This window comes from Oceanospirillum maris DSM 6286, assembly GCF_000422865.1.
GTDB lineage: Bacteria > Pseudomonadota > Gammaproteobacteria > Pseudomonadales > Halomonadaceae > Oceanospirillum > Oceanospirillum maris.
Window position 1 is genome coordinate 1 of sequence record NZ_AUGW01000007.1, and the last position, 24,351, is coordinate 24,351.

22 protein-coding genes are annotated in these 24,351 nt (G+C 46.4%); 15 read left to right on the forward strand and 7 right to left on the reverse strand.

The genetic code is table 11. The annotated features are described in order from the left end of the window. Positions 1-294: 294 nt before the first annotated feature. Complete coding sequence (gene tyrS / locus G517_RS0101455; protein WP_028302913.1) at positions 295-1,494, reverse strand: tyrosine--tRNA ligase; 1,200 nt, start codon at positions 1,492-1,494, stop codon at positions 295-297. 135 nt (positions 1,495-1,629) lie between these two features. On the opposite strand from tyrS, the gene G517_RS0101460 reads away from it, so the two are divergent. Then, positions 1,630-2,904 carry a M23 family metallopeptidase gene (locus G517_RS0101460; protein ID WP_028302914.1) on the forward strand — a complete coding sequence of 425 codons (1,275 nt, stop codon included), beginning with the start codon at positions 1,630-1,632 and terminating at the stop codon, positions 2,902-2,904. Then, positions 2,901-4,010, forward strand: a complete 1,110-nt coding sequence (locus G517_RS0101465) for an anhydro-N-acetylmuramic acid kinase (RefSeq protein ID WP_211224215.1) — start codon at positions 2,901-2,903, stop codon at positions 4,008-4,010. Before G517_RS0101460 ends, G517_RS0101465 begins: the two co-directional genes overlap by 4 nt. A 127-nt stretch (positions 4,011-4,137) precedes the next feature. On the opposite strand, the gene erpA is transcribed toward G517_RS0101465, so the two are convergent. The 4 genes from erpA to argC all read right to left on the reverse strand — a co-directional run bounded on the left by erpA (position 4,138) and on the right by argC (position 6,934). After that, positions 4,138-4,488: an iron-sulfur cluster insertion protein ErpA gene (gene erpA, locus G517_RS0101470; protein ID WP_028302916.1), complete on the reverse strand. Its 351-nt coding sequence runs from the start codon at positions 4,486-4,488 to the stop codon at positions 4,138-4,140. Between the two features lie 108 nt (positions 4,489-4,596). Further along, positions 4,597-5,130 carry a bactofilin family protein gene (locus G517_RS17340; RefSeq protein ID WP_028302917.1) on the reverse strand — a complete coding sequence of 178 codons (534 nt, stop codon included), beginning with the start codon at positions 5,128-5,130 and terminating at the stop codon, positions 4,597-4,599. A 2-nt stretch (positions 5,131-5,132) separates the two neighbouring features. Continuing rightward, positions 5,133-5,876 (reverse strand): DUF6776 family protein, encoded by a 744-nt coding sequence (locus G517_RS17345; protein ID WP_051205853.1) that lies wholly within the window; start codon positions 5,874-5,876, stop codon positions 5,133-5,135. A 26-nt stretch (positions 5,877-5,902) separates the two neighbouring features. Further along, the gene (gene argC, locus G517_RS0101485) at positions 5,903-6,934 is read right to left on the reverse strand and encodes an N-acetyl-gamma-glutamyl-phosphate reductase (RefSeq protein ID WP_028302918.1); all 1,032 of its coding nucleotides are present in this window, start codon (positions 6,932-6,934) and stop codon (positions 5,903-5,905) included. Positions 6,935-7,084: 150 nt separating this feature from the next. Here argC and G517_RS17350 point away from each other — a divergent pair, with 150 nt between their 5' ends. The 8 genes from G517_RS17350 to G517_RS0101525 all read left to right on the forward strand — a co-directional run bounded on the left by G517_RS17350 (position 7,085) and on the right by G517_RS0101525 (position 15,181). After that, positions 7,085-8,839, forward strand: coding sequence for a chloride channel protein (locus tag G517_RS17350; RefSeq protein ID WP_157833125.1), 1,755 nt, complete (start codon positions 7,085-7,087; stop codon positions 8,837-8,839). Positions 8,840-8,955: 116 nt separating this feature from the next. Then, the gene (gene hemJ / locus G517_RS0101495) at positions 8,956-9,390 is read left to right on the forward strand and encodes a protoporphyrinogen oxidase HemJ (RefSeq protein ID WP_036590089.1); all 435 of its coding nucleotides are present in this window, start codon (positions 8,956-8,958) and stop codon (positions 9,388-9,390) included. A gap of 67 nt (positions 9,391-9,457) precedes the next feature. After that, positions 9,458-10,255, forward strand: coding sequence for a bifunctional hydroxymethylpyrimidine kinase/phosphomethylpyrimidine kinase (gene thiD / locus G517_RS0101500; protein WP_028302920.1), 798 nt, complete (start codon positions 9,458-9,460; stop codon positions 10,253-10,255). A 45-nt stretch (positions 10,256-10,300) separates the two neighbouring features. Continuing rightward, a complete protein-coding gene (gene thiE, locus G517_RS17355) occupies positions 10,301-10,957 on the forward strand; it encodes a thiamine phosphate synthase (protein WP_051205857.1) in 657 nt (218 codons plus the stop codon). Between the two features lie 253 nt (positions 10,958-11,210). Continuing rightward, positions 11,211-12,500, forward strand: coding sequence for a glutamate-1-semialdehyde 2,1-aminomutase (gene hemL / locus G517_RS0101510; protein ID WP_028302921.1), 1,290 nt, complete (start codon positions 11,211-11,213; stop codon positions 12,498-12,500). Positions 12,501-12,621: 121 nt separating this feature from the next. Then, positions 12,622-14,232: a bifunctional aminoglycoside phosphotransferase/ATP-binding protein gene (locus tag G517_RS0101515; protein ID WP_028302922.1), complete on the forward strand. Its 1,611-nt coding sequence runs from the start codon at positions 12,622-12,624 to the stop codon at positions 14,230-14,232. Positions 14,233-14,296: 64 nt separating this feature from the next. Continuing rightward, a complete protein-coding gene (locus G517_RS0101520; protein ID WP_028302923.1) occupies positions 14,297-14,644 on the forward strand; it encodes a pentapeptide repeat-containing protein in 348 nt (115 codons plus the stop codon). A 207-nt stretch (positions 14,645-14,851) separates the two neighbouring features. Continuing rightward, on the forward strand, positions 14,852-15,181 hold the full coding sequence (locus G517_RS0101525) for a Rieske (2Fe-2S) protein (protein WP_028302924.1): 330 nt from the start codon (positions 14,852-14,854) through the stop codon (positions 15,179-15,181). Between the two features lie 29 nt (positions 15,182-15,210). Here G517_RS0101525 and sfsA read toward each other — a convergent pair whose 3' ends face one another. Both sfsA and G517_RS0101535 read right to left on the reverse strand, forming a co-directional pair. Next, positions 15,211-15,993 (reverse strand): DNA/RNA nuclease SfsA, encoded by a 783-nt coding sequence (gene sfsA / locus G517_RS0101530; RefSeq protein ID WP_028302925.1) that lies wholly within the window; start codon positions 15,991-15,993, stop codon positions 15,211-15,213. Between the two features lie 30 nt (positions 15,994-16,023). After that, on the reverse strand, positions 16,024-17,202 hold the full coding sequence (locus G517_RS0101535) for a pyridoxal phosphate-dependent aminotransferase (protein ID WP_028302926.1): 1,179 nt from the start codon (positions 17,200-17,202) through the stop codon (positions 16,024-16,026). Between the two features lie 327 nt (positions 17,203-17,529). On the opposite strand from G517_RS0101535, the gene dksA reads away from it, so the two are divergent. The 5 genes from dksA to G517_RS0101560 all read left to right on the forward strand — a co-directional run bounded on the left by dksA (position 17,530) and on the right by G517_RS0101560 (position 23,607). Next, the gene (gene dksA / locus G517_RS0101540) at positions 17,530-17,967 is read left to right on the forward strand and encodes an RNA polymerase-binding protein DksA (protein ID WP_028302927.1); all 438 of its coding nucleotides are present in this window, start codon (positions 17,530-17,532) and stop codon (positions 17,965-17,967) included. A 113-nt stretch (positions 17,968-18,080) separates the two neighbouring features. Then, positions 18,081-18,974: a tRNA glutamyl-Q(34) synthetase GluQRS gene (gene gluQRS, locus G517_RS0101545; RefSeq protein ID WP_028302928.1), complete on the forward strand. Its 894-nt coding sequence runs from the start codon at positions 18,081-18,083 to the stop codon at positions 18,972-18,974. A 25-nt stretch (positions 18,975-18,999) separates the two neighbouring features. Continuing rightward, positions 19,000-19,176 carry a hypothetical protein gene (locus G517_RS20805; protein WP_028302929.1) on the forward strand — a complete coding sequence of 59 codons (177 nt, stop codon included), beginning with the start codon at positions 19,000-19,002 and terminating at the stop codon, positions 19,174-19,176. After that, positions 19,166-22,132 (forward strand): ATP-binding protein, encoded by a 2,967-nt coding sequence (locus G517_RS0101555; RefSeq protein WP_028302930.1) that lies wholly within the window; start codon positions 19,166-19,168, stop codon positions 22,130-22,132. The genes G517_RS20805 and G517_RS0101555 overlap by 11 nt, the downstream gene beginning before the upstream one ends. 2 nt (positions 22,133-22,134) lie before the next feature. Continuing rightward, a complete protein-coding gene (locus G517_RS0101560) occupies positions 22,135-23,607 on the forward strand; it encodes a sigma-54-dependent transcriptional regulator (RefSeq protein ID WP_028302931.1) in 1,473 nt (490 codons plus the stop codon). The last annotated feature ends 744 nt before the right edge of the window (positions 23,608-24,351 follow it).

The following is a 24,351-nucleotide window of genomic DNA, read 5'->3' on the forward strand; positions in this document are numbered from 1 at the left end:
AAGCGAATCGACTTGCTTAACTGAGGCTGCGTATTATACAGAGGCAATCCTCGGTGTCAACACTTAAATCAAAACTTTCAAAACTCTTTTCAACGTTGCTTATGGAGAAAAGTGATAGAAAACAAAGTGTTAACCGTTGCTGAGAGACTTGCTCTGTGACAACGAGGGCGAATTATACGCATAAAACCAGGTAACGCAAGGGGCAATCGTAATAAAACTACAAAAAATTAGCACTTATTATAATCCAACTATAAGACCTGCCGAAGCAGGCCTATCTTGGCAGAAACCTTAAAGCTAAGCTAAAGTGATTTTTGCGAACTGCTTTTTACCAGCCTGACAAACGTAGGTGTTACCCTTTTGCAGCTTAAGCGCTGGATCTGCAACCTTGCCATCAACCTTCACACTACCCGCTGTCAGCATATCTCGAGCAGCTTTCGAGTTTTTGGTTAAACCTGCTTTATTGATAACTGCTGAAACAGGCACTTCTTCTTGGCCTTCAAAGTCGACAGTTACTTCTGGGAGATCTTCTGGCAGCTCACCATCTTTCAAACGATTACCTGCACCTTTATGCGCATTGGCCGCAGCCTCTTCGCCATGGAATCGTGCCACAAGCTCACGAGCTAACTCAATTTTAATATCACGAGGATTTACACCCTGGTCAACTGAGACCCGCATCGCATCAATATCACTCATCGGCCGGAAGCTGAGCAACTCAAAGTAACGCCACATTAGCGAGTCAGGCATAGAAACGATCTTGCCAAACATTTCGCCCGGCGCATCATTGATGCCAACATAATTGCCCAATGACTTAGACATCTTTTGTACGCCATCCAATCCTTCAAGAATAGGTACGGTAATACAGATTTGCGGCTCTTGCCCTGCACCTTTTTGCAGTTCTCGCCCCATGAGTAGATTAAATTTCTGGTCAGTACCGCCCAGTTCAACATCTGCTCTCATCGCAACGGAGTCATATCCTTGAACAAGAGGATACAAAAACTCATGAATTGAAATAGATTGATTGCCTTTATAGCGCTTACTAAAGTCATCGCGCTCAAGCATACGCGCCACTGTTTGCTGGGCCGCTAGCTCAATCATTTCAGAGGCGGTCATTTTCCCCATCCAATCCGAGTTAAAACACACTTCTGTTTTAGCTGGATCTAGGATTTTAAATACTTGCTCTGTGTACGTTTTAGCATTTCTTGCTACATCTTCTTCTGTCAGAGGCTTACGAGTGACATTTTTACCGGTAGGGTCACCGATACGGCCAGTGAAATCACCAATCAAGAACATAACGTGATGACCAAGCTCTTGAAAATGCCTTAGCTTGTTGATCAGTACGGTGTGGCCCAAGTGCAGATCAGGTGCCGTGGGATCAAACCCTGCCTTCACCCGCAATACACGCCCACTCTCAAGCTTTTTTATCAGCTCATCTTCGACTAAAATTTCTTCTGTACCACGCTTAATTAGCGCTAAAGCCTCTGCAACGGATGTCATTTTTCCTACCCTATGTCAATTTTAGCAACATATATCGAATGTTTTTCACCAATTGTAACCTGGAAAAAATGGCGTACATTATAGCATTCAGGTAACGTTACCCAACGTTTTCTACCGGTTCTGGTTCTATTTCTTATGCTTAGACAATTTTCACAACTTAAACACCATATCATTTTGGCTGCGATCATTATAATAGCTGTCATCATCGCACTTGTTTCTAGCCAAGATGTATCCGCTAAGCGGATTGATATTCCTTTAGACCTGACCATTGAAGAGAAAGTACATAGCTGGCCTAGACTATCTGATGACTGGATTTCATACGAAGTACAAAACGGTGAGACTCTTTCAGAGCTTTTTGATCGGGCGGGCATTCCCGCGTCGGAGCTTTATAAGATATTACACAGCAAGGAAGTAACAACAGATCTATCCCTACTAATGCCTGGCCAGAAGATTCATTTTCTGCGAGGAAAGAACAAAAGCATCACATCTGTTCGACTTGATACATCGCCGTTATCGCTTTCTCTATTTAGCAAAACGGAGCAAGGCCGTTACATTGAAGAAAAACTAACAAGAAAGCCTGAGAAAGTTCTTCGTTATTCTGAAGGTACTATTAAAGGAGCTTTCTTTACTGCCGGTGAGAACGCAGCCCTTAGCCAACAAACCATTATGGGCTTAGCCAATATCTTTGGCTGGGATATCGATTTTTCTCTTGATATTCGTCCTGGCGATACCTTTAAGGTCATTTATTATCAAGAGTACTTAGACGGCGTTCGTTTTAGGGATGGCAGTATACTTGCAGCAGAGTTCACCACGCAGGGACAAACACATCGTACCGTACGCTACACCGACCAAGAGGGTAAGACGGATTACTATTCTCCTGACGGCCATAGCATGCGCAAACAATTCCTGCGATCACCCGTAGACTTTACCCGAATCAGCTCTCATTTTACGACCCGCCGCTTCCATCCCGTTCTTAACCGCTTCCGCTCTCACCGTGGAACCGATTACGCAGCATCCAGAGGCACCCCTATTAAAGCGACTGGTGACGGCAAAATTATTAGAGCGAATTACAGTCGTAGTTATGGCAATCATGTGATCATCAAACATGGCACCCGCTATACCACGCTATATGCCCATATGAGTAAAATTGCCCGTAAAATGAGAACAGGTGCAAGCGTTAAACAGGGTCAAATTATTGGTTATGTCGGAAGCACTGGTTTAGCAACAGGTCCGCATTTGCATTATGAGTTCCGCGTTAACGGTATTCACAAAAACCCAGTGACGATTAAGTTTGCCGATGTAGAACCTATTGCCCGAAAAGAGCGCGAACGCTTCGATCAATATGCCTCTAATATTTTAAGCAACTTAAAAACCTACCCTAAGACTCAGCTCGCTAAATTAGAACCGTGAGCAAACTTTATATAGGCTTAATGTCAGGCACAAGTGCCGATGGTATTGATGCGGCGCTGGTTGAATTTGATTCTACCCGGCGCCCCGCCTATACCATTAAAGCAGCTGTCGACTGCCCATATAAACCAGAGTTTCGTCACCAGCTACTTGATATCGCACTAAACAACGAGTGCAGCAAAATGCAGATTGGCACCGTAAGCGCTCAGCTTGCCGATCTATTTGCAGAAGCCGTTAATCAGCTCCTCAAATCGGAAAACCTTACAGCGTCTGCTATAACAGCGATAGGCAGTCATGGCCATACCATTGACCACGCCCCCAATAATCCACTGCCTTATACACTTCAAATCACGGATCATGCACGCCTGACAGAGAAGACAGGGATTACAACGGTGTGTGATTTTCGAAGTAGAGATATCGCAGCTGGAGGACAAGGAGCACCTCTCGTTCCTGCATTCCACCGCTGGCTGTTCGCTCAAAACAGCGATAACCGGCCAAAGGGACAGGCAATTATAAATATTGGTGGTATTAGCAACATCACATTACTTGAAGCAGGACTAGGCTATGATTGCGGCCCAGGGAACTGTCTTATGGATCACTGGCACTATATCCATACCACTGAGAATTTTGACTACGCAGGTGAGACGGCTAGAAAAGGGCGCTTACTAACCAACCTATTAGAGTCAATGCTGGCTGAGCCTTACTTCTCTATTCCAGCCCCTAAGAGTACGGGGCGAGAATATTTTAACCAACAATGGTTAGAGCCGTTTCTCATAGGGCAGGATTACTTATGGCAGGATGTTGCTCATACATTGACTGCTCTAACGGCCCATATAATAACAAACCAACTGAAGGCACATCACTGCAAATCAGCCTTTATTTGCGGTGGCGGAAGTCATAACCAATTGCTTATTGAAATGATCGAACAGCAAAGCGATACCAACACCATCATCACAACAACTCACGATCTCGGTATCGATCCAGACTGGATGGAGGCGGCAGCATTCGCATGGCTAGCCCAGCAAACACTTGAAGGTCTTCCAGGTAATCTTCCAAGCGCAACCGGAGCTTCCGGCTATCGAGTACTTGGCGCTATCTATCCAGTATAGTGCGATCGATTTGCCCTACCAAGCTGGCCTTGTATGTTCTTCTGTAGATCAAATGGCGGCCACAAAAAAAGCAGCCTAAGCTGCTTTTTATCAATACTGAAAAAACCAATACATTACAACATAGTCATTAAACGGTGAATGAAGAACCGCAACCACAAGTCGTTGTCGCATTGGGGTTTTGCACAATAAATTGTGCACCTTGCAAGCCTTCCTGATAATCCACGACCGAGCCTACCAAATAGGGATAACTCATAGGATCAACAACCATTTTTACGCCACCATTTTCTATCACAGTATCGTCTTCTTGGTTAGACTCATCAAAGTCAAAGCCGTACTGAAAACCAGAACATCCACCACCTGTCACATACACACGCAGCTTTAGCTCTGGATTCTGTTCAGACTCAACCAGTTCATGAACCTTGTTAGCCGCTGAATCGGTCAATGTCATGGCTTGAGGTATATAAACATCCGCCGTCATTGTTCGCTCCGAAAATAAGATCAAAATCAATTATCGGCTTAACCAACCAAAACAGTCAACTACTATCAGAATTGATCCTCTAAAACCAAGGTAATCAATCAATGACATCTAGGCTTTTTTGTCGGTGGCCGGCTCAAGTTTCTTATCAGTGGCCATAGACTTTTTATCTGCAGTCGCAAGCTTTGCTTTTAGATCCGTTTCTTTAGAGATACGGCCTTCTTCAAAGACAGGCTTTTCATAAGTAACATTCTTTGGCATAGCAGGGCGATTTTCTGGTTTGCCACGATAGCGATGCATCAATCCACCACTAACCTGTGACCCCATAACCATCTCAATCATATTGTAAAAAATATCGCCTTTAACAATAGCTCGTGAAGCTAATTCAATATGCTCACAAGAATGAATATCACCTTCAACTTGGCCATTAACGATAATATGAGGCGCTGATATTTCACCAACGACAACACCTTTCTCACTAATACGAACGACTGCTTTTGAATCATCTTCAGCGATAATATTGCCAAAGATTTTACCATCAATATGCAAGCCACCGCTGAAATGTAAGTCTCCAACAATCTCGGCTTTCCCTGACACCAAGGTATCAAAATGATGCGTACTTTGTTTGCTGTTATTTCCAAACATGCCTAAACAGCCTCCTGAGCTGACCATTCATAATTCTTTTCAACTCGCATAGCCTTACGGCCAGTAGATTGTAGAATTACTTCAATTTTTTCTGGTTTGAAACCTTTAGGCAATACCATTTCACCACTTACGTTTTGGAAAAAACGGAAACGAAATTTTACGCCCAAGTCCTTAACATCGGGGGACAAATCACGCAGAGGTAATACCCTTCGTGTCGATCCTTGCATGCCTACGACACTAACAAGCGCATGCCCTTCAATATAATCATTATTATCGGCTGCTTGAGTTAGTACTAACTTAAAGCTAAACCGAGAAGGGTTGAGCGTTTGACCCACAGCCCAGCTTTCAATCCGTAAACCTTGATCTTCGCTACTTGGAGCCATTACACGCTTATAGAATGTTACTTCATTCTCAAGTTGTGCAATGCGCGCATTAAGATCAGTAATGGTATTACGAACTTCTGCATAGGTTTTCTGATCAATTTGATTACCACGAGATAATACCGCAGTTTTTTGGCGCAACTGTTCGTTTTCTTTATCAAGCTCGGAAAGGGTTTCCCGAAGCTCGTCACGTTCAATCACTGCTGAACGTCGTTCTTCCCAGCCTTGATACCGGCCATAGCCGAGCCCGGCAAGAACAATCGCTGTTAAAAATAGTATAAAAATAGTCCTGCGCATAAAGCGCTGCATAGGACTAAAAGACACTATTTCTAACTGATCCTGTTTACTTCCTTTGACCATTGCCATACCTGGTAGCTCTTATTATTTGAGAGTTACGGCATCAATCCGATCTGATTGAGCCCAGTCTTTTCATCAAGACCAAACATGAGATTCATATTCTGAATGGCCTGCCCGGATGCCCCTTTGACCAAATTATCGATCACGGATAATACCACAACTTTCTTGCCATTCTGGGGCCTGTGCAACGAAATTCTACACATATTTACACCTCTTACACTCCTTGTAGAGGGGTGAGAACCTGCTGGCATAACATCAACAAAAGGCTCATCTTTATAACGCTTTTCGTAAAGCGCTTGTAGATCAACATCTTGCCCTTCGTGCAAGTCGGCGTAAACCGTTGCATGAATACCTCGAATCATAGGCATTAAGTGGGGTACGAAAGTAAGATCAATATCCTTACCTGCACCACGAGCAAGTTCTTGATTAATTTCAGGTAAATGACGATGCCCAGATGCACCATAGGCCATAACAGACTCGCTTGTTTCACACAATAACGAACCCACTTTTGCACCGCGTCCTGCACCACTGACACCTGATTTACAATCCGCGACAATCTCAGGCTTAACTAAGCCCGACTCCAGCAAAGGTAACGCTGCTAACTGCACCGCTGTTGGGTAGCACCCTGGGACAGCAACCAGTCGCGCATTTTTAATCGCTTCACGTTGAGTTTCAGGCAAACCATATACCGCTTCTTTTAATAGCTCTGGTGCTCCGTGAGGCTGGTTATACCATTGAGCCCACAGATCTGGATCACGTAGACGGAAGTCTGCTGACAGATCAATCACACGACTGCCTTTTGCTAGAATCTCTCCCGCCAAACTATGGGCAACCCCATGAGGTGTTGCAAAAAAGACTACATCGCAGGCCGCCAACGCATCAGAGTCTGGCTCTGTGAATTTAATATCGTAGTGACCGCGAAGATTCGGGTACATGTCGGCTACGGACACACCAGCTTCTGATCGAGAGGTAATCACTTCAACCTGTGCATCAGAGTGTTGCGCTAATAAACGTAACAACTCAACTCCGGTGTAACCGGTTCCACCAACAATGCCGACTTTAATCACTACAACTCTCCACTATTAATAAGTATTGGATCGAAATTAAGTCTTAGATCGAATATTAATGCTTGGATCAAACTCTTTAATCGAATCTCGGTATAATACACAAAATTCAGGGCTTATGTATGCTATCCCACTTGATCAATGGACGTCATTTTGGCTAACAACCTGTTCAATAAACCTTTTTTCCAACGATTCACACTGCAGCATTTTCGTGAGCGTTTGGCACATCTTGATGCGCTGCCACAATTAACACTGCTAGGCCTGATTTCTGGCTTGGCAACAGGCGGCGTTATGGTGCTATTTATTAGCAGCCTAAACGCACTTTCTGAGCTGTTACTGGGAATCGAACCTGAGGATCACGAATCACTACCCCTCACCATTAGAGTAATTACACCTCTTATCGGCTGCTTACTACTCGCTTTGGTTTTTCGTCTTTGTCGCCCAAAATGGCGCTCTTCCGGTGTAGGCCATGTTCTTGAACGCTTCACTTTCAACCAAGGGCATATGCCCTGGCAAAATGCGGTCATCCAATATATTAATGCCATTATTAGCCTTGCTAGCGGGCTATCGGCTGGCCGTGAAGGCCCTGCGGTTCATATGGGTGCGAGTATCAGCAGCTTTTTGGGTATCAGTTTAAAGCTTCCCAATAATAGTATTCGTCTACTTGCAGGTTGCGGCTCCGCCGCCGCCATCGGGGCATCCTTTAATACCCCCATCGCTGGTGTTATTTTCGCAATGGAAGTTATCATGGCGGAATACTCACTCGTTGGCTTTATACCCATCATATTAGCCTCTGTCAGCGGTACAGCTCTAAGCCAGTTTTTACTCGGTGGAGGCAGTCTATTTCAAGCAACACCAACGGCTCTTTACACTTTGGCGGAGCTCCCTTGGGTTGCCGCTAGCGGTATTATTATTGGTATTCTTGCTACGTTTTTTATTAGCTTCTCCGGTTTCTTATTTCGCACACACCATTGGCCAGTGGAGGTACGATTTCTGCTTGCAGGTCTAATCACCGCGCTTAGCGCTGCATTACTACCTTCGCTATTAGGTAGCGGTTTTGACTTGGTAAACCTATCGTTTAACGGTGAGCTAGGGGTTAGCTTACTCTTGTTCTTAGCGTTATCTAAGTTACTGCTGACAGCGGTCACTTTTGGCCTTGGCGTTCCCATTGGTATCATAGGCCCCGTTATGGTCGTGGGAGGGCTAATGGGAGCGGTGATGGGACATATTGGCTCTTTTCTAGCCGGTACGCAGGTTTCTGATATTAGTGTTTATGCCATGATTGGCATGGCAAGCATGATGGCGGCAAGCTTACAGGCTCCGTTGGCGGCATTAATGGCATTGATGGAGCTTACGGGCAATCCGCATATTATTATGCCGGGGATGTTAGCGGTTGTATCAGCAACACTAACAAATCGCTATTTACTTCCCGATCACCCTTCAATTTTCCAATACGCTCTTGAACTAAACGGCGTCAAGATGAAACATCTTGGTTTATCTCAGATACTCAGTAGAACCGGTATTGGCGCCATAATGAGTAAAGACTTTAAACGATGTACTAATCATCTAAGTCTCGGCCATGCCAAAACAGTGTTAGCCGCCAAGCCTCGCTGGCTACTGATTCATGAGGATGACAACGATCATTTTGTATTGATGCCCGCTGCAGATCTATCTAACCATCTTTACCTAATAAGCCAAGATTCACACAAAACACCAGAACATATTCTGCTGAACGATGTACCGTCAGAAGATCGGCTAAGCGCCAGCCCTTTTCCTCAATCAGCAACACTGGCGGAGGCTCAAGAAAAAATTGCCGATATGCGCACGGATGCACTCTATATTTGCGCCGAGAATAATGAGGTTAAAGGTATTGTCACCCCAGGCATGATCGAAGAATTCTACCGCTAGTTAAATATTAAACGCGGGGAGATCCCGTCAATCAACACGAATAAAATAGCATCGCATCCCCATGTCACCACATGCTAATGTGTGCCTTATGCGACAGATTACTCAAAGGAGTTATTATGGATTTTCTATGGGTTAAAGCCTTTCATCTAATGGCCATTGTCACTTGGTTTAGTGGCTTATTTTATCTGCCAAGGCTCTATGTCTACCACGCTGAAACCCAAGATGAAGCGGGAAGAGAGCGTTTTAAAGTTATGGAACGCAAGTTGTATCGAGGTATCGCAACGCCATCAATGATTGTCGTCGTAGCGCTGGGTCTTTGGTTGTTAAGCATGAATGCCAGCTACTACCTGTCTCAACCGTGGATGCACGCCAAGCTAACCTTGGTTACCTTACTGATTGGCTATCATTTTGCCTGTGGTCATTACCGGAAATTATTCGCAGAAGACAGGAATACCCACAGTCATAAATTTTACCGTGTTTTTAATGAGTTGCCGGTTTTTGCCCTAATTGGCATTATCATTCTTGTCGTTGTTAAACCCTTTTCAGGTTAAGCCCTTTTCTATCAGGCTTAATGCCTTGCGCTACGGCTAACCGACCTTATTTTCTGGGAGTTTTATAATGCACTCACATCCTGCTCCAGCGGTTACTCTCGTCCTAGCCGGACACGATCCTTCAGGCGGCGCGGGCATTCAGGCTGATATCGAGAGTATTCGCGCACTTGGCGGTTACCCAGCCACGGTGATTACCGCGACAACCACTCAAAACAGCCATAATGTGCAAGGTATTCACCCTGTTAATGCCAACGACTTAATCGCTCAAGCTCGTATGATTCTGGATGACCTTCCTATCTCCGCGATAAAAATCGGCTTGCTAGGTAATATCGAAAACATTGAAGCAATTCATACACTCCTGAGAGACCATCCAGATTTACCCGTTATTTTTGATCCTATTTTACAGGCCGGTGGCGGCAAAAAGCTGTCATCCCAAGAGATGATCGCCGCTATATCAGACCTACTACTACCTTATACCACTCTACTAACACCCAATACCCAAGAGCTTAAACAGCTTAGCCCTAATGCGGATTCTGTTGCGGCCCAAGCTCAACACTTAATCAACTTAGGCTGCCAACATATTGCTTTGACGGGAACCCATGCGGATACTCCAACGGTAATCAATAAGCTTTACGGCAGTCATGGAGAGATGCAACACAAAAGCTGGCCCAGACTCGCCGGTGATTATCACGGCAGTGGCTGTACTTTTGCCTCAGCCTGCGCCGCACTAATCTCCCAAGGGGCCGATATTTGTAACGCGGTTGAAATGGCTCAAAGTTTCACCTGGAAGAGCCTTGAAAGCGCCCATAAATTAAGCGAAGGCCAATATCTACCTAATCGTTTCTTCTGGAGTGACCCAGCTTAGGCTCGGGAGCGAATACGTTTATTGTAATAACAACAGGGTATTTCTATGGCCAGCCCCTCTCAGGCACGTTTTCTACAGGCATTAAAACACTCGATAATTTATGCCATTACCGACAGTAAACTGATGCCAGGTGAACAACTTTTTAGCAAAGCGGAGCAAGCACTTAAAGCGGGTATCGGCTGCCTGCAGTATCGCGAAAAGACCGCACACCCCGCCGACAAAAAAGCCAATGCTGAGCGCTTACTACAACTTTGTCGCCAGTACCATACTCCGCTGATTATTAATGATGACCTTGAGCTTGCCTTAGCCATTGATGCTGACGGTGTTCATCTTGGACAAAGCGATGGATCATTGGCCGAGGCTCGTCGTCAACTAGGTGTGGGTAAGATACTTGGAGCCACCTGTCATGCATCACTGGAATTAGCGCAACAAGCACAGAATGCAGGCGCAGATTATCTCGCTTTTGGTCGTTTCTTTACGTCCTCAACCAAGCCTGATGCAGCGCCAGCGCCACTGGCGCTCATTCAGCAGGCAAAAGCCCAATTAAGACGTCCCATTGTTGTTATTGGCGGTATCAATCAAAGCAATGTGCCTCAGGTACTGGAGCAAGGTGCCGATATGATTGCTGTAGTGGACAGTATTTTTCGCCATGACGACACTGAGCAAGCCATTAGCCAGCTGATGACCGATCAAAATCAATAGATATTATTTTTTTGTCTTTCATAGAAGCTTGTGTATCAGAGGCATTGTTTAATCGTATTCAATCTTTAATAAGACGCTGTGGCGCTGTATCCCATTGCCCAGCATAGGTATGATAAGTCCCATTAAATTCAGGGTTAAGCTCCCTGATATTAAACACCGTGTTTTGAACATCACTTATTCGCGTTTTGAACATCGCTTATTATAGTGTTGATATTCCGTCATTATTTTAGCAACAACCGTTATAGGGAATCCTATGTCTACGTCAGAACAGTTATTTGCCAATGCCCAAACCGTTATTCCCGGTGGCGTAAACTCTCCAGTACGTGCGTTCAAAGGCGTCGGCGGCACGCCTGTTTTTATCAAGCGTGCAAAGGGTGCCTATCTGTTTGACGAAGACGGCAATCAGTACATCGATTACGTGGGTTCTTGGGGGCCAATGATTGCAGGCCACGCCAACGAAACCGTATTAAAAGCAGTGCGCGACCGTCTTGATGATGGCATGAGCTTTGGTGCTCCAACAGAAATCGAAACCACCATGGCACAGCGTATCTGTAAGATCATGCCGAATATTGAGATGGTGCGCATGGTCAACTCTGGCACCGAAGCCACAATGAGCGCTATCCGCCTAGCCCGCGGCTATACCGGTCGTGACAAGATTGTTAAGTTTGAAGGTTGCTATCACGGTCATTCCGACTCCCTGTTAGTTAAAGCAGGTTCAGGTGCTCTAACCTTTGGCGAACCGAACTCACCGGGGGTTCCTGCGTCACTGGCCGAACACACCATTACGCTAACCTACAATGATATCGACAACGTACGTGAGTGCTTCAAACAGATTGGTGATCAGATCGCCTGTATTATCGTAGAACCTGTAGCAGGTAACATGAACTGTATCCCTCCTCAACCGGGCTTTCTTGAATGTCTACGTGAGGTCTGCGATGAGAACGGCACCGTTTTGATCTTTGATGAAGTTATGACCGGCTTCCGTGTCGCTCTAGGTGGTGCTCAAGAGCGTTTTAACATCAAGCCGGATCTGACAACCCTGGGTAAAATCATCGGTGGTGGTATGCCTGTTGGTGCTTTTGGTGGCAAAAAAGAGATTATGTCTCATATTTCTCCACTGGGGCCAGTCTATCAAGCGGGCACCTTATCTGGCAATCCTCTGGCGATGGCCGCAGGTATCGCACTACTAGATATTATCAGCGAGCCAGGTTTTCACGATGCTCTCTTTGCCAAAGCAGACAAGCTATGCGCAGGCCTAGAAGCTGCCGCTAAAGAAGCCGGTGTACCTTTTATCACTCAGAAAGCTGGCGGCATGTTTGGTGTCTTCTTTACCGACAAACCCGCAGCAACCGGCTTCGCTGATGTTATGGAATGTAATAACAACCACTTCAATACTTTCTTCCACATTATGCTAAAAGAAGGTGTTTACTTGGCTCCAGCGTCCTATGAAGCAGGTTTTGTATCGTCAGCCCACAGCGATGACGATATCGAGAAAACCCTAGCTGCCGCACGCAAAGCCTTTGCGGCACTAAGTAAGTCGTAAAGTCGTAAGTAACAAGTAGCAAAATAGGCTATTGAGTAAGCTAACGTCCCTTAACGCACTAAAACCTGATTTAGAACCAAGGGACGCTAGCCCTGAAAATCAAATTATAAGGAGATCGCCCATGAGCCAACAGCTAATTGAGGCGCTTCAGAACCCAGACCTGTACGACCACGGCACTGGGGAGTTTAAACTGTATCAAACCCATATATCTTGGGTGCTGCTTACTGGCGATTACGCCTACAAAATTAAAAAGCCGATGGATTTTGGCTTCTTGAATTTCTCTACCTTAGAAAAGCGTAAGTTCTTCTGTCAGCAAGAAGTGGTACTGAACAAACGCCTAGCACCGGAGCTTTACTTAGATGTCGTCCCGATCTCTGGTAGCGAAGATGCTCCGCGCCTAGGTGATGATTCCGCACCTTTTGAATACGCCATCCGCATGAAGCAATTTGATGGGGATCGCCTGCTCAGCAACCTACAGGCTGAAGGTGCAGTAACCAGTACTCACATTGAGTCTCTAGCACAGCAGACTGCTGATTTTCATAGCCAGATTCGCCAAGCCGATGAAAGCATGACCCTTGGTGATCCTGCAGAAGTGCTTGCACCAGCTCAGCAGAATTTTGATCAGATCCGTGAGATGCTGACCGATAAAGCGGCTCTCAATCAACTGAGTCAGCTAGAAGGATGGATGCAAGACACCTTCGCCCGACTCGAACCATTATTCGCCAAGCGCAAAGAAACTGGCATGATCCGAGAATGCCACGGTGATATTCATCTTGGTAATGTCGCTCTGATTGAAAGCGCCGATGGTGATAACGTCACCCTGTTCGACTGCATCGAGTTTAACGACGAATTCCGCTGGATTGATGTTATTTCAGACGCAGGTTTCTTGGTCATGGATCTAGAAGCTCGCGGTGAAGATAAGCTGGCTCGCCACTTTATCAATCAATATCTGGAACTAACGGGGGATTATCAAGGCATTCAGCTACTTCCGTTTTATAAAGCTTATCGAGCCTTGGTTCGAGCTAAAGTAACCCGCTTTATGCTGGCGGACCCGTCGATTGATGATGCCACACGTACGGCTTTTGAAGCCGACTACCAACGCTATATCGACCTTGCTGAATCCTATACTGTTTTTGAGCAGCCCTTTATGCTGATCACCCACGGTGTTTCAGGTTCAGGCAAAAGCTCAATCAGTCGTGCGGTGATACAGGAATTAGGGGTTATCCGTATTCGTTCTGATGTTGAGCGCAAACGCCTATTTGGCCTAACCGGCGATCAAAGCAGTCATTCAGAGCTGAATGAAGGTATTTATACGCCAGAAGCCACTCAGCAAACCTATATCACACTCGCTCAGCTGGCTGATTGCGTTATTCACTCCGCAACACCTGTGATTATTGATGCCACCAACTTAAAACGTTGGCAGCGTGATGCCTTACGTGATAAAGCCGAGCAGCTGGGGGTTCCTGCCTTGACGCTATCGTTCACCGCGAGCAAAGAAACGCTAGAGCGTCGTATTAAAAAGCGCCTGACAACGGGTAACGATGCCTCTGAAGCAGATCTTGCTGTACTGCATAAACAGCTAACAGAGCAAGACCCTATCGCTGAAGATACAGAGCAAGACCCTATCGCTGAAGATGAAGCGGACTACACTGTAACCATTGATACCGATGAAGATAATGCCAGCCAAACACTACTGGCAAGTATTCGTCGTCAATTTGGTTTGCAACCCTAATTTATTGGGTTAGTAACACGGGTTCATTTGATTTCTAGTTTACGCCAGCCCTAAGGAGTCGGTTATGAGTCAAGCACCACATGTATTGGATAACCTCCTCTATCGTTGCTTGCGAGATGAGGATATTGATGGCTTTAACCGTGCTCGCGCTGGCGGTGAACATTCAGACCTACGCAGTGGCGATTTTCGCGGGTTAGACCTAAGAAACATGGATGCCCACGGTTTAGATCTCAGCAATGCGTATTTTCGCAGCGCTGATCTGCGAGGCATCGATTTCAGTCACACTCGACTGGAAGGGGCTTCCATCGCACAGGCAAACATCTCTGGGTGTCTATTCCCTAAAGAGGTCTCCGCTGATGAACTGGTTATGTCTCTTAATCACGGCACACGTATTCGTTATGATCGGCGCTAAAACAGGTCGCTAAAACCAATGCCGCCCCTGATCAGCTTTGACTGTCATCTTACTGTCATTCCTTGACACTAAAATGGCGTTGTCCGAACAGGGGTTATTAGTGTTCGAGGTTAGGCAACCAACCACTTTTTAGCCGTTTGCATTGCAAGCGGCTTTTTTAATTCTGCACTCGGCTTATTGCTCAGCAAGTCATTCGAGAGAAATAAGATGTACGTACTCTGTGCTTTAGATGAAATCAAAAACAAAACGAGCAAAGGTTTTCAAACGCCGATAGGCTCTCTTTTCGCGGTAAAGAAGAAAGGCAAAATCTATCTTTATGCCAACGAATGCCCTCACATGGGTGTTGGCTTGGAATGGCAGCCAGACCAGTTTCTCGACAGCAGCAAACAATTGATTCAATGTGCGGTACATGGTGCTCAGTTTTTAATCGATTCAGGCCAGTGCATCCACGGCCCCTGCAGCGGCCAGAAATTACGAGCGGTTCCTTTTGAAATCAACGAGAACGATGAAATAATCCTTAGAGTCTCAAGCCGTTAGCAGTATTCTAAATCTAGGGGCTATATAACCTAAACAACAGGTGTCAGCACAGGAATAGCCTGTGTGAGTATGATCTCTTCCTCGCTGATTTTCGTTTGATACGCTAAAACCTCAACCCCTGCATCAAGGGCTTCCCGGAACGCTTTTCCGTAGGCAGGATCAATATGATCCGCCACCGAAAGTTGATGAATGCCGGTGTGGTTAACGCAAAATAGCAGCACTGCCCGATGCCCTTCAGCGACCATCTGTTGTAACTCACGAAGATGCTTACGGCCACGCTCCGTTACCGCATCAGGGAAAAAACCGCACCCTTCACCAAAAGACGGATCAAGCAAGGTGGCACTTTTTACTTCCACATAACAATCAGGCAATCCCTTTTCTGTCAGTAAAAAATCAACGCGGCTATTCTCTGCCCCATATTTTACTTCCGCCTTAATCGTCGCGTATGACGTCAGCTCACGAATCACCTTGGCGTGTAAGGCCTCTGCAACAACGCGGTTTGCCTGAGCCGTATTAACACAGATCAGATCTCCCTCTGGCGTTTCTGACAGTTCCCATGTACAGGGGTATTTTCGCTTGGGATTACCAGAATCTGAAAACCATACCCGCCAACCCTCTCCCATACAGTTCTTCATTGAACCTGTATTCGGACAATGCAGGGTGATCTGGGCTTCTGGACTGAGTTCATCACCAATCTGAGGTGCCACACTATCCAAAATAACACCAGCGGCGTCCTCAGGAATAACATCAGCCATAAAGCGCTTATAGCGTTTAATCAACAGGGCGGACTGTAACGGTGATGACCAGCGCATAACAAACCTTTCCTTTAACGTGTTTTTGGATTAAGCCTGTTTTTGAATAAAGCGAGCGATACGGGTCACCGCTTCTTCCAGCTGTTCAATACTGGCAGCATAGGCAAAACGTACCGTGGTACGAGAACCTGCTATGCCAAAATCCAGTCCCGGTGTTGCCGCTACGCCTTCCTCTTCTAGCAGATCCTGACACCACTGAAAGCTATCATCGGTCAAATGATCAATACCGGCATAGATATAAAAAGCACCTTCTGGGGTAACAGGAATCGACATACCCAAGGCCCGCAAGGCCGGTAATAGATAATCCCGGCGACGGGCAAACTCACTACGACGCTCTTCCAGCAACGCCAAGGTATCCGGTTGAAACGCCGCTAAAGCCGCATACTGGGAAGGAGTTGTAGCGGACAGAAATACATTCTGCGCCAGCTTTTCCAGCTCTCCCATGGCACATTCAGGGGCAACTAACCAGCCCAAACGCCAACCCGTCATACCAAAATATTTAGAGAAGCTGTTAATTACAAAAGCATCATCATTCACCGACAGAGCCGTTTGCGCTTCCACGCCATAGGTGAGACCTTGATAAATCTCATCGCAAATAAAGGCACCATTTTTCTCACGAATAGCCTGACTAATCTCCGCAAGCTGTTCTAGGTTAACCAAAGTGCCGGTCGGATTAGAAGGCGTCGCTAACATAGCCGCACGGGTTTTATCTCCCCAGTGTTGTCGAATATGCTCTGCATTCAGCTGGAAGTGACTTTCTGCCCCGACCGGCATTAGCTGTGACTGGCCTTCAAACAGTCGCATAAAGTTGCGATTACAAGGATAAGTTGGATCAGCCATCATTACTTGATCCCCAGGATTCACCAGCAGCGCAGCCAACAGCAGCAAGGCACCAGATGCGCCAGGCGTCACAAGGATTCGGGCCGGATCAACATCAACACCGTAAGCTCGCTGGTAGTGCTTAGCGATAGCCTCTCTCAACGCTGGTATACCTGCTGCGGGCGTATAGCCCGTGTGACCATCCTGTAGCGCCTGTCGACCCGCTTCAATCACCTGCGGTGGTGACGCAAAGTCCGGCTCGCCAATTTCCATATGAATAATATCTCGCCCTTCGGACTGCAACTGTCGCGCTCTTGCCAGTAAATCCATCACATGAAAAGGTGCAATATCCGCGACGCGGTTCGCCCATTGAAAATTCGACAGCGACATACGCTACTCCTGATTTAAGATGAGAAAGCTGACTTAAGATGAAAAAGCTGACCAAAGATAGAAAATGACTGTTACACCGTAACAACAGCCTAATATCATAGAGAAAAGCCGCTCATTATGCAGCTCTAAACACCTTAATCGATGCCTCCATTCACTTAAAGAAACAATAAAAAAGCCATGTAAATTTGCTTTTTGTCGGCTTTTCCGCTAAATAAGCAATGCTTTCAAAAACGAGACAGATTATGTCCGTTGCTGAGGGTGCCAATGATGGACTATTTATCGGCGGGTATCCCCCAGGCCACCAATAACACAATATGGGGCAGTCGTATGCCAGACAATGCAAATAACAACGAAGAGCTGAAACCATTTACTCCTTACCAAACAAAAGATGGTGAGGATTATATGAGTGGTGATCAGCTTGAGCATTTCCGCCAGATTCTCCTGAAGTGGAAACAAGAGTTGATGGAAGAGGTTGACCGTACCGTTCAACATCTTCAAGAAGACGCGAACAACTTTGCTGACCCTGCTGACCGTGCCACTCAGGAAGAAGAATTCAGCCTAGAGCTGCGTACTCGTGATCGCGAGCGCAAGCTGATCAAAAAGATCAATGAAGCCTTGAACGATATTGATGAAGGTGATTACGGTTACTGTGAATCTTGCGGTATCGAAATCGGCATCCGCCGTTTGGAAGCTCGTCCTACAGCAACCTTATGTGTCGATTGCAAAACCTTAGCAGAAATCAAAGAACGCCAAATTGGCGGCTAATCCTTAATACTGCTATGCAAAGAACCAGCTTCGGCTGGTTTTTTTATGTCTCTTCTATCGCGATCACCAGCCACCGTTTGACGGAAGCCTAATTTGACGGGAGCCTAAATAGGATGTCTCTAATACCGTACGTTGGCCGCTTTGCGCCAACCCCTTCAGGCCCATTGCACTTTGGTTCTTTAGTGGCCGCACTTGCCAGCTATCTTGATGCGAAGTCTCACCAAGGCCAATGGTTAATGCGTATTGAAGATATCGACCCTCCTAGAGAACAAGCCGGCGCAACACAGGCTATTCTACAGGTTCTTGAGGCGTTCGAGTTATTTTGGGATGGCACAGTGATGTATCAAAGCCAGCAAGAGGAACGTTACCAAGCCTGCGTGGATCATCTACTCAAAGAGGGTCTTGCCTATCCCTGCCAGTGCAGCCGGAAACAGCTTAAAGGCCACACTGTATATCCAAACAGTTGCCGTAAAAACCTGCCAGCACTAGGGGCAGAATGCTCAATACGCTTAAAAACCGAAGGCACATTTGTTATTAAAGATCGAATCCAAGGGCTTTGCCAATGGCCGATGGATCAAGTGGGAGATTTTATTATTCAGCGCCGGGATAAGCTCTTTGCCTATCAGTTAGCCGTGGTACTGGACGATAATCAACAAGGCATCAATCAGGTCGTGCGAGGATACGATATATTAGAGAGCACTCCGCGCCAGCTACAATTAATGCAGCACCTTGGATTAACACCCCCAACCTATGCCCATATTCCCGTTATCGTGCAAGCTAATGGACAAAAGCTCAGCAAACAGAATTTAGCACCGGCTATTAACAGCCATCAAAAGCAGTCTTACTTGATAAAAGCTTTAGCCGCTTTGCAGCTGTTTCCCGATCACTCGGTACAGGCCAGTGGTTACTCTGATATTCTGCGCTGGGCGATCGCTCACTGGTCTCCAGACCCTTTGTCGAACAAGCAGCAGATACCAGAAGCTGATATTGTCGTACCGTCCATTTAATCCTTATGTAAAAGAGCATTACGCCATGTATATGTACCGACTGATATTGTTCTTAGTGTTTGCCGGTTACCTGTTTTCTCCTGTTTTGATGGATTGGTGGGGGGACAGCAACGGCAGCTGGTATCGCCCATTCTTAATTTGGGCCGCTCTGATTGGGATTTCAATCTGGTTAGAACAGAAGAGAAAACTCGATGAACTTTAGTTTTAGTCTGGGACATATTTTTGCCATTGGCGTAGGCTATTTGCTGCTTCTGTTTACTGCGGCTTACGCAACAGAGCGGCGCTGGTTACCGCGCAAGCTTACACGTCACCCCCTCGTCTATGTATTATCCATCGGAGTGTATGCCAGTGCTTGGGCGGTTTATGGCTCGGTAGGCTTAGCGAATCAATACGGCTACGGTTTTCTTTCCTATTATTTAGGCATCGCGGGAGCCTTTGTTTTATCCCCAGTGCTTTTAGTGCCTATTCTGCGTATTACTCGTACTTATCAATTATCATCATTGGCGGATCTACTTGCTTTCCGCTTCCGAAGCCGCTGGATTGGTAGTCTAGTCACTATCTTTATGTTAATGGGGGCAATGCCCTTATTAGCCCTACAGATCCAAGCCGTAGCGGACTCTATTTATATTCTAACCAATGAAGCCTCGCCCCATACTTTAGCCCTAGCATTTTGTATGGTGATGACGATGTTTGCCATTCTCTTTGGGGCGCGCCACACCTCGCTTCGAGAAAAACATGAAAGCCTTGTGGTTGCTATCGCCTTTGAATCGATTATCAAACTAGTCATTATGCTGGTAATTGGCGGTTATGCTTTATTTGAAGTATTTGGTGGCTTTCAAGGCTTGGATATTTGGCTAACGGCTCATTCGGATCAGTTGCAAGCCTTGCAGCAACCGTTAGAAGCAGGCCAGTGGCGCACGATGTTACTGCTGTTTTTTGCCGCGGCTATTGCCATGCCTCATATGTTTCATATTATTTTCACCGAGAACCAATCCACCGATGTGCTGTTCCGCGCCAGCTGGGCGGTTCCTCTTTATCTATTACTACTCAGCTTGCCTGTGCCACTTATCCTTTGGGCCGGTATGGCCGAGGGCAATCCCTTAAAGCCAGAATACATGGTGCTTGGCATCGGTATTGATGCGACCAATGGCTGGCTCGGTATCTTGGCCTTTATTGCCGGCCTTTCTGCGGCCAGTGGCACGATTATTTTAGTAACACTGGCCTTAGCGGCTATGACCCTAAATCATTTAGTGTTGCCGGTTTATCAACCCGGCGCTAAGTTTGATATCTACAATTGGTTGTTATGGTTTCGCCGTCTGCTCATCGGCACAATTATTTTATCGGCCTACCTGTTTTACCGAATACTTGGGGTCAAGCATGACTTGGCCAGTCTCGGGCTCACTTCCTTTGTGGGTATTTTGCAGTTCTTACCGGGGATTCTTGCGGTGCTCTATTGGCCTACCGCCAATCGGATCGGCTTAGTTGCCGGTTTGTGCTCTGGTATCGGCATCTGGATTTTTGGGCAAGTAGTGCCCCTTATTTATAATCTTGAGCAAGTCACACTTCCTGCGACCAACCTGGTCTTTCATTCCGGCCATGATGGTTGGTATGAAGTTGCTCTTGCCTCTATTACCTTGAATATTGTGGTATTTATTTTTACCTCTCTGTTTTTGCAGCCCAGCGAGGAAGAGAAAGCCGGTGCCAATGCATGCTCTGTCGACGCCTTGTCACGCCCCCAGCGTTTACAGCTTAATGCCCGTACCTGTCAGGATTTTATCGGCTTCTTGGCTGTTCCTTTGGGAAAAATAACCGCTGCCAGAGAGGTCAATACTGCTCTACGTGATCTCCAATTAAGCCCCGACGATGGCCGCCCCTACGCATTAAGACGATTAAGAGATCGGATTCAAGCTAATCTATCAGGCCTAATGGGGCCTGCGATCGCTCAGGAGATAGTAGATCAATACCTTCCTTATCAAGCTAACGCCAATAGCCATAGCTCAGAAGATATTCATTTTGTTGAAACCCGTTTAGAAAACTATCGCTACCAACTCACAGGTCTTGCAAAGGAACTAGACAGCCTGCGCCGCTACCATCGTCAAACCCTACAATATCTACCTATTGGTGTCTGTTCCTTAGGCGCCGACTTTGAAATTCTAATGTGGAACAATGCCATGGCAGAATTAACAGGGATTCCTATGGATCAAGTTGTTGGTTCTCGGTTTGACAGCTTGCCAGCGCCTTGGCAAAGCTTATTGGGAGAGTTCGCCCAGAGCCAAGCTCCCCATCTGTTTCAAAAAGTAGGACAAGGTCACGGGCAAGCACGCTGGTTTTCGCTCCATAAGGCCCATATTGAAGAGCCCCTATCCCATATGGGAGGCTCCGTCATTCTGCTAGAAGACCACACCGAGACCCAACAGCTGGAAGAAGAGCTAGTACACAGCGAACGCTTAGCCAGCGTAGGCCGCTTGGCGGCGGGAGTAGCTCACGAGATAGGCAACCCGATAACCGGTATCTCATCGCTGGTGCAGAACCTTAAATATGAAACAGACAATCCAGAAGTGATTACAGAAACAGCTGACCAGATTCTTCAGCTGACCAAACGGGTAACACGTATTGTGCACTCTTTAGTCAGCTTCTCCCATGCGGGCCGACATTCTAGTCAAGCCGCCCAAGAACCTCTGCTTATCACCCATGCGGTAGATGAAGCTGCCAGCCTTATCTCTTTGAGTTCAAAGGGAAAAGATATCGAATTCATCAACAATTGCCCAAAAGACCTAAAAGTTACCGGTGATATACAAAAGCTCATTCAGGTCTTCGTTAACCTATTGGGTAACGCAAGAGATGCCTCAGATGCAGGTGATAGTGTTACTATAACTGCTACCATTCAGGACAATGCAGCCCAGGTAACCGTTACCGATAACGGCTGCGGTATTCCTGAAGAACAGTTAGAGCATATTTTTGAGCCCTTCTTCACCACAAAAGATCCGGGAGAAGGGACCGGTCTTGGCTTGGCTCTGGTTTATAGCATTATCGAAGAACACTATGGCCATATTCAGTTCATTAGCCCAGCAGATCGGACGCAAGGTAGAGGGACTCAGGTAAAAATCACCTTGCCTCTTCACCATGCTGAAGCCAAAAGCGAATCCGCGTGGAAGTAATAATGAGTAAGATTCTAGTAGTTGAAGACGAAGACATCATCCGCTCCGCCCTTAAAAGGCTGCTAGAGCGACACCGTTTTGAAGTGAGCGAAGCTGCATCTGTGGATGAAGCGTTAAGCCATCTAAAAAACACGCGCTTTGATTTGGTTATCTCTGACCTGCGCCTCCCTAAGGCACCGGGCACAGACCTTATCGAGAAAACAAAAGGTACGCCGGTACTGATTATGACCAGCTACGCCAGCTTGCGCTCCGCTGTTGATGCCATGAAGCTTGGCGCAGTGGATTATATCGCTAAACCGTTTGATCATGAGGAGATGCTGGAAACCGTCAATCGCATCTTGGCTAAACAACAAGCACAGCAACCTCTCAGTGAAATTCCGCCGGTAGAAGATGACTTAAGCGAAGCGGGCACCATGGGTATGATTGGTCATTGCGCCCCCATGCAGATGGTTTATCAGCGCATTCGTAAAGTAGCCCCCACCCACGCCACCGTTTTAATACAAGGCGAATCAGGTACCGGTAAAGAACTGATCGCTCGGGCGATTCATAATTACAGTCGTCGTAAAGCCGCACCCATGATCTCAGTAAACTGCGCTGCAATTCCTGAAACACTGATTGAATCTGAACTATTTGGCTATGAAAAAGGCGCATTTACCGGTGCAAACACCAATCGCAGCGGTTTAGTCGAAGCCGCTGACGGCGGTACTTTATTTCTGGACGAAATCGGTGAACTACCTTTAGAGGCTCAAGCGCGCTTACTGCGAGTGTTGCAGGAAGGTGAAATTCGCCGAATCGGCTCGGTACAGTCGAAAAAGGTCGATGTTCGGCTTGTTGCGGCGACCCACCGTAATTTGAAGAAACTATCTAGCGAAGGCGAATTCCGTCTCGATCTTTACTACCGCCTTAATGTCATGGAGATAGCACTACCAGCATTAAGAGAACGCGGGGATGATATTTTAGAAATTGCTGATTACCTACTAAGCCTCGCCTGTGAACGCATGGGCCGCCCGAATCTTCGTCTAAGCAAACATGCCACCGATGCTATCACTCAACACGACTGGCCCGGTAACGTGCGAGAGCTTGAAAATGCAATAGAACGCGGCGTTATTCTTGCGGAAGGCAACCTGATACATACTGATGACATGGGGCTTGTCGTTGAACGTTCCGCAGGTCATCGCCCGATGCAATCAACCCAATCACAGTCCACACGGCCCTCAGTACAGTCCGCCTTACCATCTGTCAGCATGAGCATGCCTTCCTCGTCTCAGAGGTCCCCTGCACGTAATGATGGCACCAAAGCTCCTGATGACCTTTCATTAGAAGATTATTTCCAGCACTTTGTACTAGAACACCAAGAGCAGATGAGCGAAACCGAGTTAGCTCAGAGACTAGGGATCAGCCGAAAATGCCTTTGGGAGCGCCGACAACGCCTTGGCATTCCACGCCGAAAAGCCTCTAGTAAGAAGAGCGGGTAATATCCTGCTCTTTTTTTGACCTTCTTTTTTGATATTGCTCAAATAACCAAAATACCAATGCCCAACGGTCTCCCTATGAAGTGTTACCGTAACACACAAGCAAGCATTCAAAAGATGGTTTCATCGGTAACAATCTTAGGTTCGGTCAGAGACAAACTTTACTTCGATATATGTAACCAACTGTTTTTAAAGGATTTAATAAAACATGGCACACCAAGTGCAATCTATACGAGTAAGAACAACAAGAACGACGGTTAACTTATAGCCAATACAACAAAAATAATAATCGGCACTTTTTGCAGCGCTCAAATAATAAAAACAGAAATCTGAGCGGTGGAATCCTGGCACAACCGGAAACAATAACAACAAACATCCGGAACGAGTCAAACCTAGAACAACAATAATAAGCTAGGTAAAGAAGTTAACCACAGCGCACTCATGTATCTCAGACCCGCAACAACAATAACAAAGCGGCGTTTTAAGATACCGGCTTGAATAATAAAAATAACACTCGAGCCGCGAAAAAATACTTGGATTAATTGTTTTGAATACGAGGCGGTCCAAACTAGAAGTAGTGATACTTCGAATTGGAAAACAAAAATAATAAGGCATCAGTCACCAAGGTTTGTCACCGATAGACTGTCATTACGTATTCAGAGCGATTTACCAACATCTGACATACCGTTCGCAAGGAAGCGGACCGTTCCGGCGGAGCCAACTTGGCTCCGCTTTTATTTTTAGGGT

What these genes read in the sequence shown, in the direction of transcription:
- tyrS (WP_028302913.1), bottom strand. Translation starts at nt 1,494, where the DNA reads ATGACATCCGTTGCAGAGGCTTTAGCGCTAATTAAGCGTGGTACAGAA.
- G517_RS17340 (WP_028302917.1), bottom strand. Translation starts at nt 5,130, where the DNA reads ATGTTTGGAAATAACAGCAAACAAAGTACGCATCATTTTGATACCTTG.
- hemJ (WP_036590089.1), top strand. Translation starts at nt 8,956, where the DNA reads ATGGATTTTCTATGGGTTAAAGCCTTTCATCTAATGGCCATTGTCACT.
- G517_RS0101555 (WP_028302930.1), top strand. Translation starts at nt 19,166, where the DNA reads ATGAACTTTAGTTTTAGTCTGGGACATATTTTTGCCATTGGCGTAGGC.
- dksA (WP_028302927.1), top strand. Translation starts at nt 17,530, where the DNA reads ATGCCAGACAATGCAAATAACAACGAAGAGCTGAAACCATTTACTCCT.
- G517_RS0101535 (WP_028302926.1), bottom strand. Translation starts at nt 17,202, where the DNA reads ATGTCGCTGTCGAATTTTCAATGGGCGAACCGCGTCGCGGATATTGCA.
- G517_RS0101560 (WP_028302931.1), top strand. Translation starts at nt 22,135, where the DNA reads ATGAGTAAGATTCTAGTAGTTGAAGACGAAGACATCATCCGCTCCGCC.
- G517_RS0101460 (WP_028302914.1), top strand. Translation starts at nt 1,630, where the DNA reads ATGCTTAGACAATTTTCACAACTTAAACACCATATCATTTTGGCTGCG.
- sfsA (WP_028302925.1), bottom strand. Translation starts at nt 15,993, where the DNA reads ATGCGCTGGTCATCACCGTTACAGTCCGCCCTGTTGATTAAACGCTAT.
- hemL (WP_028302921.1), top strand. Translation starts at nt 11,211, where the DNA reads ATGTCTACGTCAGAACAGTTATTTGCCAATGCCCAAACCGTTATTCCC.
- erpA (WP_028302916.1), bottom strand. Translation starts at nt 4,488, where the DNA reads ATGACGGCGGATGTTTATATACCTCAAGCCATGACATTGACCGATTCA.
- G517_RS0101525 (WP_028302924.1), top strand. Translation starts at nt 14,852, where the DNA reads ATGTACGTACTCTGTGCTTTAGATGAAATCAAAAACAAAACGAGCAAA.
- G517_RS20805 (WP_028302929.1), top strand. Translation starts at nt 19,000, where the DNA reads ATGTATATGTACCGACTGATATTGTTCTTAGTGTTTGCCGGTTACCTG.
- G517_RS17345 (WP_051205853.1), bottom strand. Translation starts at nt 5,876, where the DNA reads ATGGCAATGGTCAAAGGAAGTAAACAGGATCAGTTAGAAATAGTGTCT.
- G517_RS0101515 (WP_028302922.1), top strand. Translation starts at nt 12,622, where the DNA reads ATGAGCCAACAGCTAATTGAGGCGCTTCAGAACCCAGACCTGTACGAC.
- gluQRS (WP_028302928.1), top strand. Translation starts at nt 18,081, where the DNA reads ATGTCTCTAATACCGTACGTTGGCCGCTTTGCGCCAACCCCTTCAGGC.
- thiE (WP_051205857.1), top strand. Translation starts at nt 10,301, where the DNA reads ATGGCCAGCCCCTCTCAGGCACGTTTTCTACAGGCATTAAAACACTCG.
- thiD (WP_028302920.1), top strand. Translation starts at nt 9,458, where the DNA reads ATGCACTCACATCCTGCTCCAGCGGTTACTCTCGTCCTAGCCGGACAC.
- G517_RS0101520 (WP_028302923.1), top strand. Translation starts at nt 14,297, where the DNA reads ATGAGTCAAGCACCACATGTATTGGATAACCTCCTCTATCGTTGCTTG.